Annotated in this window: 10 protein-coding genes; 8 read left to right on the forward strand and 2 right to left on the reverse strand. The window is 65.9% G+C overall.

Annotated features, from left to right (window positions below):
- Positions 1-284: 284 nt before the first annotated feature.
- Positions 285-1,928: a gamma-glutamyl-gamma-aminobutyrate hydrolase family protein gene (locus ABIE53_RS15670; RefSeq protein ID WP_029967929.1), complete on the reverse strand. Its 1,644-nt coding sequence runs from the start codon at positions 1,926-1,928 to the stop codon at positions 285-287.
- Between the two features lie 128 nt (positions 1,929-2,056).
- Positions 2,057-3,814 (reverse strand): cation:proton antiporter, encoded by a 1,758-nt coding sequence (locus ABIE53_RS15675; RefSeq protein WP_107710726.1) that lies wholly within the window; start codon positions 3,812-3,814, stop codon positions 2,057-2,059.
- A 181-nt stretch (positions 3,815-3,995) separates the two neighbouring features.
- On the opposite strand from ABIE53_RS15675, the gene ABIE53_RS15680 reads away from it, so the two are divergent.
- From ABIE53_RS15680 to xdhC, 8 genes are all read left to right on the forward strand, one after another.
- Positions 3,996-4,682, forward strand: coding sequence for a DUF2848 domain-containing protein (locus tag ABIE53_RS15680; RefSeq protein WP_192698768.1), 687 nt, complete (start codon positions 3,996-3,998; stop codon positions 4,680-4,682).
- Positions 4,683-4,689: 7 nt separating this feature from the next.
- The gene (locus tag ABIE53_RS15685) at positions 4,690-6,051 is read left to right on the forward strand and encodes an MFS transporter (protein ID WP_192698767.1); all 1,362 of its coding nucleotides are present in this window, start codon (positions 4,690-4,692) and stop codon (positions 6,049-6,051) included.
- Positions 6,052-6,129: 78 nt separating this feature from the next.
- Positions 6,130-6,810, forward strand: a complete 681-nt coding sequence (locus ABIE53_RS15690) for a GntR family transcriptional regulator (protein ID WP_192698766.1) — start codon at positions 6,130-6,132, stop codon at positions 6,808-6,810.
- 80 nt (positions 6,811-6,890) lie between these two features.
- On the forward strand, positions 6,891-8,270 hold the full coding sequence (locus ABIE53_RS15695) for an amidase (RefSeq protein ID WP_192698765.1): 1,380 nt from the start codon (positions 6,891-6,893) through the stop codon (positions 8,268-8,270).
- A gap of 162 nt (positions 8,271-8,432) precedes the next feature.
- A complete protein-coding gene (locus ABIE53_RS15700; protein ID WP_006050218.1) occupies positions 8,433-8,942 on the forward strand; it encodes a disulfide bond formation protein B in 510 nt (169 codons plus the stop codon).
- A gap of 505 nt (positions 8,943-9,447) precedes the next feature.
- The gene (gene xdhA / locus ABIE53_RS15705; RefSeq protein WP_192698764.1) at positions 9,448-10,992 is read left to right on the forward strand and encodes a xanthine dehydrogenase small subunit; all 1,545 of its coding nucleotides are present in this window, start codon (positions 9,448-9,450) and stop codon (positions 10,990-10,992) included.
- Positions 10,992-13,451: a xanthine dehydrogenase molybdopterin binding subunit gene (xdhB, locus tag ABIE53_RS15710; RefSeq protein ID WP_192698763.1), complete on the forward strand. Its 2,460-nt coding sequence runs from the start codon at positions 10,992-10,994 to the stop codon at positions 13,449-13,451. The genes xdhA and xdhB overlap by 1 nt, the downstream gene beginning before the upstream one ends.
- Positions 13,452-13,595: 144 nt before the next feature.
- Complete coding sequence (gene xdhC, locus ABIE53_RS15715; protein WP_053858611.1) at positions 13,596-14,612, forward strand: xanthine dehydrogenase accessory protein XdhC; 1,017 nt, start codon at positions 13,596-13,598, stop codon at positions 14,610-14,612.
- Positions 14,613-14,652 lie beyond the last annotated feature (40 nt).

Below are 14,652 nucleotides of genomic sequence, written 5' to 3' on the forward strand. Positions count from 1 at the left end.
ATCTGAAGAGAGCCGGATGTGAGAAAAGCGCTAATCGCCCGACTCGGGGCGGCCAAAAGCAAGATGTGTAAATAACCGTCAACGGCATAAAAAACGAGGCGCCACCTGGACAGTAGCGCCTCGAAACGAATCAGATTTTCTAGCGGCCGGGCCGCGGTCCGGTCAGGTTACGTCGCATAGCCGCGCGGGCGAAGCGCCCAGGATGTCCGTCGGCGCGCCGGGCGTGCCGCGTAAGTGGCGACGAGCGCGGACGCGCAGGCTGGATGCAGCTACGGCGCACTCGCCTAAAACCGCGTTTCCCGCGCCACCCGCAAGAAAGTATCGAGCAGCGGCGTGCAATCCAGCAGCTCCGGCCCGCCCGCGCGATGAAACTCCGGATGCCACTGCACGCCCATCACGAAAGGCGCGCGCCGATAGCGCACGGCTTCGATGATGCCGTCGGACGCCGACACCGCCTCGATATTCAGATCGCGGCCGAGCGTCTTGACCGCCTGATGGTGAATCGAATTGACAATCACATCGCGCCGCGCCGGGAACATGTTCGCGAGCGTCGACCCGTCCGGGAAATGGATCGCATGGCGGTGCTGATCGTAATCTTCGTTGACGTGCGCGCCCGCCGTCGGCACATCGGTCGCAATGTCCTGATACAGCGTGCCGCCGAACGCCACGTTGATGAGCTGGCAGCCGCGGCACACGCCGAGCACCGGCTTGCCCGACTCGATGAATTCATGCAGCAGTTCCAGCTCGTACATGTCGCGCACGCGGTCGCCGGGCCATTCGGGGCGGGTCGCCGCTTCCGCATACGACTGCGGCGACACGTCCGCGCCGCCTTGCAGCAGCAGCCCGTCGAGATGCTTCGCGTAATCGCGCAAACGGATATTGCTCGGATGCAGCATGCCCTGGTGCCCGACCGTCGGAATCATGAATACCAGCACGTCGCGCGACATCACCCAATGCGCAATCGATTCCTCGAGGTATTGCAGCGTCTTGCCGCGCAGCCCTTTCGCGCCGGGCTCGGGGTGAAAGATGCGCGCCGATACGCCGATGCGCAGCGTGCGCTGCGTGATCCGCTGGCCGGCACGGTCGAATAGCTGCCGCGCGCGCGCCGCGATGATGCGGCCGAACACCGACCACGCCGAATCCGTCTGCTTCAGATAGCGCGGCGGCGAAGGCGGCAATGCATTCGGCGGCGGCGGATTGGTCGCGCTGAAATCGGGCGCCGCGCCGAAGCCCGGCGGCGGCGAGCCGGCGGGACGCGCGGTGGACGCCGTGGTGGCCTCGGCGTCGAGGACTTCGTCGGTCGAGGTGATCAGTTCGCCTTCGATCGGTTCGCTCGTGAGCGGCGCCGCGCCGCGAGGCTGTGAAGACTGCGTGGGCGGCGCGGGAGGAATGGACGACGCGGCGTCGCGGCCGCGCGTCGTGCGCGCATCGCGTTCGTGGACGGCCGCTTCCTGCTTCGCGACCGACGCCGCAGCGGCACTGCGCGCTTCGGCGGCGTCGCGTTGCTGGGCCGTGCGCCTGTCGACGGGCGTCACGGTGGACGCGCTTTCGGGAGCGTCCGTCGACGACCTCGCCGCGGCTTCCGACGAGCCTGGAGGCGCGGAAATCGGCGATGACACCGACGCACCGCCCCCGGACGAAAGAGCCGCCGCACGCCCCGCCGTCGATGAGGATGACACCGCAGTCGAAGTCACAGGGTCTTTCACCGGCGACTGAATGGCATCTTCATGCGAGAGGGGCAAGGAAGCCGCCGGTTCGGCGGGCGCTTGACCAGGCGTTGTTGTGGTGCCAGGCGTTGCGGACGTCGCGGGCGTTCCCGACGTTGCCGAAGTCCCCGGCGTTCCAGGTGTTCCCGCCATCCCCGCCGTCACCGAAGACGTCGAAGTTCCACCGGCTTGACCGGCGTTTTCAGGTTTGTTTTCGCTCATGACTGTCGGAGGGGCGCCTTCCACGCGAACGAATGAATATGCCCTGATTATCCGCCAGCGTGCCGGACCGGGCAAACGCGCACACAATTGCTCACATTGTCCGGCCGCGCCGCCCACTGCCGTCAAACTTAAGGATCAGGCTGTTCGTCGAAAGTTTCGCGCAGCGCGATTTGCATAGCCGCGTGAATCTTCACGCACCAGCGCCAGACAAGCGCGAGCAGCAGCGCCGCGCAGATCAGCACGACGGCGAGCAGACCGGTCGGCGGCAGAATCCCGCCCGACAGCGCGGCCACGAGCAAAAACACGCCGACCATGCAAACCACCGGCACCAGATCGGAGATCGCATAGCGCAGCGCGCTCGTGAAGCGCCCCGCCGTCGCCGGCTGCACGCTCACTTCCGCAAGCAGCAACGCGAGCGACTTGGTCTTGCGATAAACCGCCACGAGAAACGGCATCGACACAAGCAAGGCGGCGCTCCACAGCACCACACGCTGCATCGGCTCGGCGCTGATCCAGTGCGTCAGCAAGCTGCTGATGTAAGGCGCGCCGTAGGACACCATCAGAAAGATCGCAGCGACCAGTGCCAGATTCACCGCGATCTGCAGGATGATTCGCCGCGTCATGCTGAAAAGCGTCGGCTCGCCGCTTCCGGTGCTCAGGCTGCCGAGCCACTGGCTATACATGCCGAACACGTTGACCAGCGTGCGCGGCATAGCGTGAGCCAAACGGCGCGTCAGCGGATCGGCGGCGCGAATCAGATACGGCGTGAACAACGTGGTGAGCGCCGAGACCGCGACCGCGATCGGATACAGAAACGCGCTCGTCACCTTGAGCGTCAAACCAAGCGACGCGATGATGAACGAGAACTCGCCGATCTGCGAAACGGTCATGCCGACGCGCATCGCCGTGCGTCCGTCCTTGCCCGCGAGAAAAGTGCCGAGTCCGCACGACACGATCTTGCCGACGATCACCGCGATCGTGATCACCGCGATCGGCCACGCATAATCGACGAGCACGGCCGGATTCAGCATCAGGCCGATGGTCACGAAGAAGATCGCGGAAAACGCATCGCGCAGCGGCGCGATCAGATGCTCGATGCGATGCAGATGCCGCGACTCGGCCATGATCGCGCCGATCAGAAACGCGCCCAGCGCAATGCTGTAATCGAGCTTGACGACGAGCAGACAGAAGCCGAAGCAGAAGCCGAGCACGGCGACGAGCAGCATCTCGTCGCTGCGGGCGCGCGCCACGTAGTTGAGCGCCCGCGGCACGACGAGAATGCCGACCACCAGCGACACCGTCATGAACAGCAGCAGCTTGCCGAGCGTGACGACGGCGACGCCCGCGCTCAACTCCCCCGTCTGCGCGATGCCGGACAGCAGCACCAACATCGCGATGGCGAGAATGTCCTCGACGATCAGAATGCCGAACACCAGTTGCGCAAAACTCTCGCGCTTCAGGCCGAGTTCGGACAATGCCTTGACGATGATCGTCGTCGACGAAATCGCGAGTATCGCGCCGAGGAACAGCGAATCCATCGGGCTCCAGCCGAACGCGCTGCCGATCTCATAGCCGAGCCACAACATCAGCACGATTTCGGAAAGCGCCGCGACGATCGCAGTCGCGCCGACCTTGAACAGCTTGCGCAGACTGAATTCGAGACCGAGCGAAAACATCAGGAAAACCACACCGAGTTCGCCGAGCGTCTTGATGGTCTGTTCGTCGTGGATCAACTGAAACGGCGGCGTGTACGGCCCGATGATCACGCCCGCCGCGATATAGCCGAGCACCACCGGCTGCTTCAGGCGATGGAACAGCACCGTGACGACGCCGGCGAGCGCCATCACGACCGCCAGATCCTGAATGAAGCCGATGCCTTCATGCATGCGTCCGATCCCTTACAAAAAGTAATGTCAACGAAGAGTGTAACAAACGCGCGCTCAACGTCGGACCCGCGCCAAATAAAGCGCGACACCTCGCTCGTCCGAGTTGCAAATGTTTTTGACACGCTGGACGCCTGTGAAATATCACAATAATATTTGCCGCATATTTCTTTGGAGCCAAGTGATGCAGCAGGTGTCTTTTCAAGTTGTAGATCGTTCGGGCGCCGCGCGCACCGCGTCGATCAAAGTGGACCGTCTGACGATTGCCGGTTGGGCCGGCCGCGACCAGGCCGCGATCGAGCATCACATTGCCGAATTGGCCGAACTGGGCGTGAAGCGCCCGTCCACTACGCCCTGTTTCTATCGACTCGGCTCCGAACTGCTCACGCAAGCCGAACAGATCGACGTGGTCGGCACGAAGTCGAGCGGCGAAGCGGAATGCGTGCTGGTGCAATCGGACGAAGGGTTACTCGTCACCGTCGGCTCCGACCACACGGACCGCGAAGTCGAAGCGTATGGCGTGACGGTCTCGAAGCAGGTGTGCCCGAAACCCATCGCGCGCGATGCATGGCGTTTCGACGATGTCCGCGACCATTGGGACCAACTCGAATTGCGCGCCTTTGCGCTCGCGAACGGCGAGCGGCGCGTCTATCAGCAAGGCAGCGTCGCGTCGCTGCTGTCCGCCGCCGATCTGCTCGCGCGCGCCCCGCTTAGCGAAGGCGCGGCCATGTTCTGCGGGACGCTCGCGGTGCAAGGCGGCATCGTCGGCATGGCCGACGGCGACGCGCTCGAACTCGAATTGCACGACCCCGTCCTGAACCGCACGCTGCGCCACGCCTATCGCGTGCGCGCGTTGTCCATCGTCGAATGAGGCACTCATGAGCAACCCCTCGCCGTCCGCCGCGCACCCGTCCGCCGATGCGTCCACCGACGCCTCGCTCGAAGCCGCCGCCATCCGCAAGATCACGTGGCGCATCATGCCGTTCCTGTTTCTCGTCTATGTGCTGTCGTATCTGGATCGCGTCAACATCGGTTATGCGAAGCTGCAGTTCACCGGCGACCTCGGGCTCTCCAACGCGGCGTACGGACTCGGCGCAGGGATTTTCTTCTTCGGCTATTTCGTGTTCGAAGTGCCGAGCAATCTGCTGCTGAAGAAGTTCGGCGCTCGCGCCACGATCGCGCGCATCACGATGCTGTGGGGCCTGCTGTCGTGCCTGATGATGTTCGTGCGCAGCGAAACCATGTTCTACGTGCTGCGCTTCTTTCTTGGCGTCGCCGAAGCCGGGCTCGTGCCGGGCGTGGTGCTCTATCTGACGTTCTGGTTTCCGTCGGACCGGCGCGCGCGGATGGTCGCCGTGTTCATGGCCGCGATTCCGGTGGCGGGCATCATCGGCGCGCCGCTGTCGGGCTTCCTGATGTCGGCGCTGCACGAAGCACACGGCTTGCGCGGCTGGCAGTGGATGTTCCTGATCGAAGGCATTCCGTCGATTCTCGCCGGCTTCTGGGCGCTCGCGGTGTTGCGCAACACGCCCGCCGAAGCCGCCTGGCTCACCGACGATGAAAAGCGCGTGATCCTCGCCCGCCTCTCGCGCGAGAACGCCGCGGCCGCCGCGCAAGGCGCCGAGCATAGCCTCGCGGTGGCGTTGCGCTCGGGCCGCTTCTGGCTGCTCACGCTGATCTACTTTTGCCTCGTCACCGGCAATGCGGGCTTCTCGTTCTGGCTGCCGCAGATCGTCAAGGACCTCGGCGTGACGAACCTCGTCAGCAATGGCTTCGTCACCGCGATTCCGTATCTGGCCGCGGGCATCGGCATGATCCTGATTGGCCGCTCGTCGGATGTGACGGGCGAGCGCCGCTGGCATTACGCGGTGTGCTGCTTCATCGGCGCGGCGGGGCTGCTCGGCAGCGCGTCGGTCACGAATTCGATTCCGCTTGCGGTCACGGGTTTGTCGATTGCGTATATCGGCATTCTGGCGGGCTTCGGCATTTTCTGGTCGATGTCGACAAGCTTCCTGCAAGGCACGGCCGCCGTCGCGGGCATTGCGGTGATCAACTCAATCGCGAACCTCGCCGGCTATGTGAGCCCGTATGTGCTCGGCATCGTGAAGGACGCGACGCATAGCGTGACGTTCGGGCTCGTGCTGATCGCGGGCGCGCTGATCGTAGGCGGCCTCGTCACGCTGATGATGCCGCGCGTGAAAGTCGAGCACGCCGCAGCGGCGGTGCCGGGACGCGCGTGATAGCGCACGGGCCAACCCGCCCGTGCGCATAAAACCTTGCTCTACAATGCCCGGACGACCTAGTCCGCACTCTTTCACATGACGCTTTTGCAGACCGCCCGCCCTCCGCGCCCCACCCGAGCGACCGCCAACGCGAGTCTCGCCGAACAGGCGTATGCGTTCGTCAAGCGCGAGATCATCACGATGCGTTTGCGGCCGAGCGAGGTGCTCAACGAGGCGGAGCTGATGGCGCTGACCGGCATCGGCAGAACGCCGGTGCACCAGGCGTTGCACCGGCTCGTGCACGAAGGGATGCTGACCATCATGCCGCGCAAGGGCATCATGGTTCGTCCGGTTTCGCTCGACGACGTGCTGTCGATCATCGACGTGCGCCTCGTCAACGAAAGCTATTGTGTCGAGCTGGCCGCGCGCCATGCGCAGCAGCACGACTACGACGCGATGCAGGCGCTGCTCGAACGCTCGGCCGTGTGCGTCGCCGCGCACGACATCGAAGGCATGATGGACATCGACCGCGAATTCCATCTGGCCATTTCGGCGGGCTCGCGCAATGCCGTGCTGGCCGACATTCTGCGCGGGCTGCACGAGCGCTCGCTGCGCTTCTGGTTCATTTCGCTGTCCGAGCCGCATCATCTGGAAGACGTGCACGACGAACATCTCGAACTGTTCCGCCTGCTGCGCGAGCGCGACGCCGAAGGCGCGCGCCGCTCGGTGCAAAAACATATCGAGGCATTCCGCGCGACGCTGTTCAACCGCATCTGATCGACACGCATTTGACCCAGCCGCTTGCGAGTCACGCTAGCGAAGCGGCTTCATACAGTCCAACCGGATCGAACGACATCATGGCCACCGAATTCACGCCCTTCCCGCCGCTTGCCCAACTCGCCGCCGATCTCGCCGCGGGACGGACCACGAGCCGCGCGCTCGTCGAAACCGCGCTCGAACGGATCGCCGATCCGGCCGGCCAGGGCGCGGTCGCCTTCATGCACGTCGACGCCGGCGGCGCGCGCCAGGCCGCCGACGCGCACGACCGTCTGCGCGCCGCCGGTACGGTTCTGTCGCCGCTCGCGGGCATTCCGGTATCGGTGAAGGACCTGTTCGACATCGAAGGCCAGCCGACCCGCGCCGGCTCGACGGTGCTGGCCGACGCGCCCGCCGCCAAGCAGGACGCGGTGGCCGTCGCGCGCCTCAAACGCGCGGGCGCGGTGATCGTCGGGCGCACCAATATGAGCGAGTTCGCGTTCTCCGGGCTCGGCCTCAATCCGCATTACGGCAACCCGCTGTCGCCGTACCGCCGCGACGTGAAAGGCGACGAGCGCATCTCGGGCGGCTCGTCGTCGGGTGCGGCGGCGTCCGTTGCGGACGGCATGGCGGCCGTCGCGCTCGGCACCGACACCGGCGGCTCGATCCGCATTCCGTCCGCGCTATGCGGGCTGACCGGCTTCAAGCCCACGTCCACGCGAATTCCGAAGCAAGGCGGCGTGCCGCTTTCGTCGACGCTCGATTCGTTCGGGCCGATCGGCGTTTCCGTGGCGTGTTGCGCGCTGGTGGACCGCATGCTCGCCGGCCTCGAGCCGCGCGTGCCGGCCGCGCGCCCGCTCGAAGGCGTGCGCCTCGGCGTGCTCACGAACTACGTCACCGACGGCGTCGAGCCCGCGGTCGCCGCCGCCATCGACACGGCGCTCAAGCATCTCGAAGCGGCCGGGGCGATTGTCAGCGAAGTGCGCTTTGCGCCGCTCGACCGTCTGCCGGAGATCAACCGCTTCGGCTTTTCGCCGATCGAGGCATATGCGTGGCATCGTCCGTTGCTGGAAAAGCATCGCGAACAATACGATCCGCGCGTGCTGGTGCGCATTCTGAAGGGCCAGCCCGCCAGCGCCGCCGACTATCTCGACCTGCTCGCCGAACGCGACGCAATGCTCGCCGAAGCCGCCCGCACGCTGTGGCAGCGCTTCGACGCGGTCGTCGCGCCGACGGTGCCGGTGGTGCCGCCGCGCGTCGCTGAACTGGTTTCCGACGACGACCTGTTCGGCCGCATCAACGCGCTGATCCTGCGCAATCCAGGCGTGTTCAATTTCCTCGACGCGTGTGCGCTGTCGCTGCCGTGCCACCTGCGCGGCGACGCGCCGGTCGGCCTGATGCTGGCTGGCGCGCCGCACGCCGACGACGCGCTGCTCGCCATCGGCCGCGGCGCCGAGGCAGTGCTCAACGCGATTCGCTGACGCGCGCCTGCGGCATCGAAGCGCGCCTGAGTGCGTGGCGCCGTGGGGGCGGGGGTTCGCGCTAGAATCGCGGGCACCTGCCCTTTTCGCTGACAGACGGCCATAACGACCGCCTGACAGCCCACAACAGCCGCACAACACACGCACACAGCCACACGATCCATGAACAACGACAACGCGATGCTGCGCCGCGAGCGCTCCCTGCTGGTCCTGCTAGGCCTGATCTGCGTCGGCCTCGTGGCCGGCGCACTGTACCTGCAATACTTCAAGCACGAAGACCCGTGCCCGCTGTGCATCATCCAGCGGTATTTCTTCCTGCTGATCGCGATCTTCGCGTTCCTCGGCGCGCGTTTTAACAGTTGGCGCGGCGTGCGTCTGCTGGAAGTCATGGCTGCGCTGTCGGCGCTGGCCGGCATTGTGACCGCCGTCCGCCACGTGTATGTGCAGGCGAATCCGGGCTTTAGCTGCGGCTTCGACGCGCTGCAGCCGATCGTCGACAGCCTGCCGCCCGCGCACTGGCTGCCGGGCGTGTTCAAGGTCGCGGGGCTGTGCGAAACCGCTTATCCGCCTATCCTCGGGCTCACGCTGCCGATGTGGGCGCTCGTCGGCTTTGTGCTGGCTTTTGTGCCGCTGGCGCTGAGTCTGGTGCGCAATCGTCGACGGATCGCGTAGGCGGGATTCGCTGGTTGGGGCGGGGTTGGAGCTGCCGCTGGGCTCCGGCCTCGCGCGGGCAGCCCGCTAGTGCTACCGCACCGCACACTACCCTACCGAGCAGCGCCTCCGCCATAGCGCGCCGTCCGGCACGGCCCACCGCCGCTCTCCGCCGCGTCGCGTGCCGCCACCCCAGACGCGCGGCGGCGCCGTCAGCAAGTGCGAAAACACCGGCGCTTTCGAAGCCGGGCACACGCACCGCGAGCGCCACAGCCACCGCAGCGCCGCCCACCGCCTGGCAGGCAACACCGCGCCCCAACGCAACTTCCCCGCCCCTCACGAATCCGACACAAATCGGACTTATCTCATTGCTTGTTCCGCATAAGCTTCATGCGGCATCGGAAATATTTTTGGGGCGCGGGAGTGCTATCTTCGGTTCTGGATGGCGATCTACGTGCGCGAGGCCGGCTTTGGCGCGACCCCATGCGTAACGCGCGCCCGGTCCGCACTGTCTTCTGGATTCGCCATGACAACGCAAACCATCCGCTTTTATCGCCAGGGGTCCGTCCAAGAGGTCGCGGGCGTGCCCGCCTCGCGCACGGTGCTCCAGCATCTGCGCGAAGACCTGCATTGCACCGGCACCAAGGAAGGCTGCGCTGAAGGCGACTGCGGCGCCTGCACCGTGGTCATCGGCGAACTCGACGCGCGCGGCGCGCTCGCGCTGAAAGCGGTCAACGCCTGCATCCAGTTTCTGCCGACGCTCGACGGCAAGGCGCTCTTCACCGTCGAAGACCTGCGCGCCGCCGATGGCACGCTGCATCCCGTACAACAGGCGATGGTCGACTGCCACGGTTCGCAGTGCGGCTTCTGCACGCCCGGCTTCGTCATGTCGATGTGGGCGCTGTACGAAAACCAGCCGGCCGCGGCCGGCCTGCCGACGCGCGACGAAATCAACACTGCGCTGTCCGGCAACCTGTGCCGCTGCACGGGCTACCGGCCGATCGTCGACGCCGCGCAGAAAATGTTCGACTACGCGCAATACCCGCGCACGACGCTCGACCGCGAGGCAATTGAAACAGCACTGCGCGAACTGCAACGCAACGACACCTTCGAATACCGCGCCGCCGATGCACGTGGCGCTGCGTTCGGCTCGCCGGCGTTTTACGGGCCCGTCGCACTCGACGCGTTCGCGCAGCTTCGCGCCGAGCATCCGGAAGCGCGGCTCGTCGCGGGCAGCACCGATGTCGGCCTGTGGGTCACGAAGCAATTCCGCGATCTCGGCGACATCCTGTATATCGGCAACGTGCGCGAACTGAAGACGGTCGAGCACGACGCGCAAACGCTGACCATCGGCGCCGCCGTCACGCTCGAAGACGCGTACGCGGCCCTCGCCGCCGACTACCCCGAACTCGCCGAACTGTGGACGCGCTTCGCGTCGCTGCCGATCCGCAACGCCGGCACGCTCGGCGGCAACGTCGCGAACGGCTCGCCCATCGGCGATTCGATGCCCGCGCTGCTCGCGCTCGGCGCCGAAGTCGTGCTGCGTCACGGCGCGAAAACGCGCACGCTGCCGCTCGACGCGTTCTATCTCGGCTATCAGAAGACGGCGCTCGCCGCGGGCGAATTCGTCGCCGCGCTGCGCGTGCCGCGGCCTGGCGGCACGCTGCGCTTTCGCACGTACAAAGTGTCGAAGCGCTACGATCAGGACATCTCCGCGGTGTGCGCGGCATTCGCGCTGCATATCGACGATAGCGGCACGATCCGCGAGGCGCGCGTCGCGTTCGGCGGCATGGCGGCCACGCCTAAGCGCGCCGTGCAAACCGAGGCCGCGCTAACCGGCGCGACATGGGACGAAGCGACGGCGCGGCAGGCCATGAACGTGCTCGCCGCCGACTACCAGCCGCTCACCGACATGCGCGCGTCGAGCGCGTATCGGCTGAAGGTCGCGCGCAACCTGCTGTGGCGCTGCTATCTGGAAACGCGCGACGACGCGCCGCTCGCGCTCTTCGACGTCAATGTGTTCGCGTTCGAAGCCGGCACGCCGGACGCGATTGCGAAGGAGCCGTCGTGATGAACCGCACCGATGCTTTTGTCGAACGCGCCGCGGACGCCGGAGCGCATCCCGTTGAACGCCAGGCCGCCGCGCGCGAAAGCGAGGCCGCGATCGGCGTCGCGCTGCCGCACGAATCGGCCGCGCTGCACGTAAGCGGCGAAGCGACGTATACCGACGACATCGCCGAATTGCACGGCACCTTGCACGCGGCGCTCGGCCTCTCGCGCCACGCGCATGCGCGCATCGTGTGGATGGATCTCGACGCGGTCAGAAAAGCGCCCGGCGTGATCGCCGTGCTGAGCGCCGACGACATCCCCGGTGAAAACAATTGCGGCCCGGTGCTGCACGACGATCCGATCCTCGCCGTGAATGAAGTGCTGTATCTCGGCCAGCCCGTGTTCGCCGTGATCGCGGAAAGCCACGATCTTGCGCGCCGCGCGGCCGCGCTCGCCAAAAGCGATGACGTGATCCGCTATGAACCGCTCGAAGCGATTCTCACGCCGGCTGACGCGAAGGCCGCGAAGCAGTTCGTGCTGCCGCCGCTGCATCTGAAGCGCGGCGATCCCGATGCAAAGATCGCGGCTGCGCCGCACAGGATCAGCGGCACGTTCGAAGTCGGCGGCCAGGAACAGTTTTATCTGGAAGGCCAGGTCGCGTATGCGGTGCCGAAAGAGATGGACGGCATGCTCGTCTACAGTTCGACGCAGCATCCGAGCGAAATGCAGCAGGTCGTCGCGCATATGCTCGGCTGGCCCGCGCACAACGTGGTGTGCGAATGCCGGCGCATGGGCGGCGGCTTCGGCGGCAAGGAATCGCAGTCGGCGCTGTTCGCGTGCGTGGCCGCGCTCGCGGCGAAGCTGCTGCGCCGTCCGGTGAAGTTGCGCGCCGATCGCGACGACGACTTCATGATTACCGGCAAGCGTCACGACGCGATCTACGAATACGAGGCCGGCTTCGATAACAGCGGCCGCATTCTCGGCGCACGCGTGGAAATCGCGTTGCGCGCGGGCTATTCCGCGGACCTGTCAGGCGCCGTCGCGACACGGGCCGTCTGTCACTTCGACAACGCGTACTACCTGTCCGATGTCGACATCGTCGCGCTCTGCTGCAAGACCAACACGCAGTCGAACACCGCGTTTCGCGGCTTTGGCGGACCGCAAGGCGCGCTAGTGATGGAGGTGATGCTCGACAGCATCGCGCGTCAATTGAACCGCGATCCGCTCGACGTGCGCGCGGCCAACTACTACGGCATCGGCGAACGCGATACGACGCCCTACGGACAGCGCGTCGAAGACAACATCCTCGCGCCTTTGACCGACGAGCTACTCGACTCGAGCGACTATCGCGCGCGCCGCGAAGCGATCGCCGCGTTCAACGCGACGAGTCCGGTGCTCAAGCGCGGCCTCGCGTTCTCGCCGGTCAAGTTCGGCATATCGTTCAACGTGCCGTTTCTGAATCAGGCAGGCGCGCTCGTGCATGTCTACAAGGATGGCTCGGTGCTCGTCAATCATGGCGGCACCGAGATGGGCCAGGGGCTCAACACGAAGGTCGCGCAAGTCGTCGCCGGCGAATTCGGCTTGCCGCTCTCGCGCGTGCGTGTGAGCGCAACGGATACGTCGAAGATCGCGAACACATCGGCGACCGCGGCTTCCACCGGCAGCGATCTGAACGGCAAAGCCGCCGAAGCCGCGGCGCGCACGATCCGCGCGAGGCTCGCGGAACTCGCGGCGAAGCAGTTAGGCGGTCATGCCGACGACGTGCGGTTCGCGAGCGGCGAGGTGTCGGTCAACGGCGGCGCGATGCCCTTCGAGCAACTGGTCGGCGCCGCATATCTCGCGCGCGTGCAGTTGTGGTCGGACGGTTTCTACGCGACGCCGAAAGTGCATTGGGATGCGAAGACGCTCACCGGTCATCCGTTTTATTACTTCGCGTACGGCGCGGCCGTGTCCGAAGTCGCGATCGATACATTGACCGGCGAATGGAAACTGCTGCGCGCCGACGTGCTGCACGACGCCGGTCAGTCGATCAATCCGGCGATCGATCTCGGCCAGATCGAAGGCGGCTTCATTCAGGGCATGGGCTGGCTCACCACCGAGGAACTCTGGTGGAATCGCGACGGCCGACTGATGACGCACGCGCCGTCCACCTACAAGATTCCTGCGGTGAGCGACACGCCCGCCGCATTCAACGTGCGGCTCTACGACAATCAGAACGCGGAACCGACGGTGTTCCGCTCGAAGGCGGTCGGCGAGCCGCCGCTGTTGCTGCCGTTCTCGGTGTTTCTCGCGATCCGCGATGCGATTGCGGCCGCTGTGCCGAACGCGCGATGCGCGCCGTCATTGCGTGCGCCGGCCACGCCCGAAGCGATTCTCGATGCGTTGGATGCGTTGAGTGCATCGAGTGTCGACGAAGCGAACGAGGCCGCATCGGCGCAACGCACTGCGAATCATGCGACGATCACGGACACCACGGCTTGAGCCGAACCGCACTCAACAAAGCACTGAACAAAACAATGAGTAACGCAATGAACAACGCCACAGCCCGACGCGACCCCAACGCATCGCGCCACGCTCAACCGGCCGCGCGGACACCGCGCGCGGCACTCCACGGAGAATCGCCGGATGCAAGCCTGGCTACCTGACCTGCAACATCTGCTCGCACACGGCGACGCGGCCGTGTTGGTGACGGTCGCGCGCGTCGAAGGTTCGGCGCCGCGCGAAGCCGGCACGAAGATGATCGTCACGCGCGATTCGGCGAAGCATACGATCGGCGGCGGCCACCTCGAATGGAAAGCGATCGAGACCGCGCGCCAGGTGTTGCGCGATGGCATGCGCTCGCCGCACATGCGCCGGCTCGAGCGTTTCGCGCTCGGCCCGAGCCTCGGTCAATGCTGCGGCGGCGCAGTGGTGCTCGCATTCGAGCGGCTCGACGTGGGCGACCTCGGCTGGATCACGTCGATTGCGAAGCGCCTCGCGGCCGGTCAATCGACGGTGCGTAGCGTATCATTCGGCCCCGCGCCGGACGCGGTGATGCTCTCCGATCCCGAGCCGGGCGTGGATGCCGCCGACTGCCTGCTGTGGGACGGCGCCGGTTTCGACGACAGCGGCGCGCTGCTCACCGAAACCATCGCGCCGGGCGACTTCCCGGTCGTGCTGTTCGGCGCGGGCCACGTGGGCGCCGCTTTGGTTCGCGTGCTCGCCACGCTGCCTTGCACGGTGCGCTGGGTCGACGAACGCGACGCGCAGTTTCCGCCCGTCGAATCGCTGCACGCGCACAACGTGAAGATCGACGCGAACGACGCGCCCGACGAAGCCGTCGACGAGGCCGCGCCGAATACGTACTTCATCGTGATGACGCACAACCATACGCGCGATCTCGAACTGGCCGAGCGCATTCTGCGGCGCCGCGACTTCGCGTTCTTCGGCATGATCGGCTCGCACAGCAAGCGCAAGCAGTTCGAGCACCGGCTCGCCGCGCGCGGCATCGATCCCGCATGGATTGCGCGGATGAAGTGCCCGCTCGGGGTGGACGGCATCGTCGACAAATCGCCGGAAATCATTGCGATTTCCGCGGCCGCGCAGTTGCTTCAAGCCGTCGAAGCCAACGCGAGCCTGCATCGCACGGCGCAAACGGTTTGACTGTTTCGACCGACGGCGAGCAACAACACACACACATTCT

The organism is Paraburkholderia sp. OAS925, from assembly GCF_040543975.1.
GTDB classification, from domain to species: domain Bacteria; phylum Pseudomonadota; class Gammaproteobacteria; order Burkholderiales; family Burkholderiaceae; genus Paraburkholderia; species Paraburkholderia graminis.